Origin of the sequence: Tamlana sp. I1 (genome assembly GCF_015355625.1) — a bacterium.
In the GTDB taxonomy this organism is placed as follows: domain Bacteria; phylum Bacteroidota; class Bacteroidia; order Flavobacteriales; family Flavobacteriaceae; genus Pseudotamlana.
This window is the reverse complement of sequence record NZ_JACLAF010000032.1, coordinates 1-2,453: the sequence shown is the minus strand read 5'-3', so window position 1 is coordinate 2,453 and position 2,453 is coordinate 1. Positions and strand designations below refer to the sequence as shown.

The following is a 2,453-nucleotide window of genomic DNA, read 5'->3' as shown; positions in this document are numbered from 1 at the left end:
CCACGGCGTGGCTAGTAGTCTAACATTTGGATTGATAGCTACTATTTTCTTTAAAATAGGAATCAAATCTGTTTGGTCTGGACCAGCTAAAGAAAATTCAGATAAATCTTCGTCGGTATTTCCATAGGCCACTTCATTATATGTATAGGCAGACTCACTTAAATCTGAGGCACCAAGACTAATGCGTATCAATGATGAACGTATGCCATTGCTAGGATGAAATAGCTCTTCTAACAGTGCATCTTGGTCTGTTTGATTCATAGAACGAATAGCTTTGGCACTACCTTGCGTCAAAGTCCACCCAAACCCTACTACGGATTGATATGTTTGGGTATCATCAATGGATACAACCGTATTGTTATCAATAAAAGTGGTAGAAAAATTTGCATCAGTCTGTTGCTCTAGCAATGCTGACTGGTCGCCTTTTGTTAAATAGACTGAGACGGGAGAAGTCGTTTGGGCATGAGCTGCCAAAGTCAAAATTAGCCCTGTAACAAGACTAATGCATCTTATTATCTTATTTGGGTAATATGTTTTTTGTAAAAACCTCTTCAAAATAAGGTTCTTCTTTTGTAAAAGTTTGATCATGTCTTTCAGTTTTTTAGTTTTTGTTTATAGTCATTAAGGTTAAATTTTAAACTTTTCCAGTCTCTAAATATATTGTTCGGATATAAAAACGAATTATAATGAACTAAATAAGCTAAGCCAAAATTAAATTCTTAGGCTAAAAAAAAAGAGGGCATTTTATTAAAACAAAGGGGGTAAAATGGTTTAAACCATTGCAGTACACCTTTTATACTTGGTAAGTAACATGTTACAAGGTGCTTTTCGTTTTGATGGGGTATCGAAAATATTAGTAGGCTGAATTTTTGTAGTTACATATGCTTTAGAAGGCATGATGCTATTTAATTTACACCAATATGCCTACTTGGAATACACCCGATAATGATGAGTTTTTTTAAGCTACCACACTGATGTTGTTTTGTAGAGGTACTTTTAAAATATGCAAAAAAATTCTAGCTGGGTGTATACCCCAGCTAGAACTAAATTTTCAAACTGACTATTTTAACATAAACTTCTTCACTTGTTGCTTGTCATCAATACTCAATAAAATGATGTATACATCTGGTTTCGGATTGTTAAGACTGATATTCATTTTATTAGAACTCATTTTCTCTGAGAATAAAATTTTACCATTCAGTGTATAGATATAAACATGTGCTGAACTGTAGCTATAAGGAATCGTCACAGTAATATTTCTGTTTTTCAATATGATCTGGTTTGGATTAAGATCTGTCTCATCCTCTCCAACTCCCGTTTCTTTCCCATTGGCAACATCGATGTTGGCATCCTGAACGAAACTTCCATCAGTTAGCTTTAAGGCGTAATTGGTTTTCAAGTTAGCACCCGATTCTAGTGAATTCATATTTTGTGTACCTGCTTCAAAATACCAACGCCCTCCATCATTAGCCGCAAATGATCTCATACCAGCCTCGGTATTGCTCTTTTTATAGAACTGACTTTTATCAAAATTAGCTTTGCATTCAATGAAATAATAGTCTACTCCATTTTGTGTCTTTTCATACTTGATATACCATTTCGCTCTGTTGCCAGTAACATTGCTTGACACCATCTCCGCCTTAGCATCTGTCGATGCTATAGCCGATAGACGGTTGGCTGTTATTGCCTGATTTTCTATATAAAACGCACCATCATTCGTTGGAGTGATTTTCCATTTGGCGTTATTACTCGTAGGATAAGGAGACTCGTTTAGAATCGGGTTTGTAGCACCATTAGAGGCGCTCAATCTCAATCCACCACTTGCTTTTGAGTTAATGAATTGCATTTGGTTAATATCAATATCTAGCACAGTTAAACGGCAGGAGCTAATAAAACTGCCATCGATTGTCGTAGCTGTGATGTTAGCAATGCCTTGTTTCAACGGTGTTATTTCACCCGTTACTGATACAGTTGCCACTGATTCATCGTCACTAGACCAAGTCACGCCTTGTTCGGAAGCATTAGCAGGTTCTACATTGGCCTCTAGAACGAAACTTTCAACCGTTTTCATCAAGTGATAGTTGGTGTTAAGGTTAACGCCTGACACTGATGAGCCACTTTCTTGAAAGAACCAACGGCCACCGTCATTGGCTTCAAAAGGTCTCATTCCGGCCTCGGTATTGCTTTTTTTGTAAAACTGACTTTTATCAAAATTAGCTTTGCATTCAATGAAGTAATATTCAACTCCATTTTGCGTCTTATCATATTTGATATACCATTTCGCTCTGTTGCCAGTAACATTGCTTGACACCATCTCCGCCTTAGCATCTGTCGATGCTATGGCTGATAGACGGTTGGCTGTTGTTGCCTGATTATCTATATAAAAAGCACCATCATTAGTTGGAGTAATTTTCCATTTGGCGTTGCTACTTGTAGGATATGGTGCAGCATTT

Annotated in this window: 1 protein-coding gene and 1 pseudogene; both read right to left on the bottom strand. The window is 36.9% G+C overall.

Going from position 1 to position 2,453, the window contains the following annotated elements:
* Positions 1–588: pseudogene (locus H6X70_RS16825) on the bottom strand (hypothetical protein); the annotation flags it as partial.
* A gap of 472 nt (positions 589–1,060) precedes the next feature.
* On the bottom strand, positions 1,061–2,453 hold a 1,393-nt coding region (locus H6X70_RS16820), incomplete at its 5' end, for an Ig-like domain-containing protein (RefSeq protein WP_194768853.1).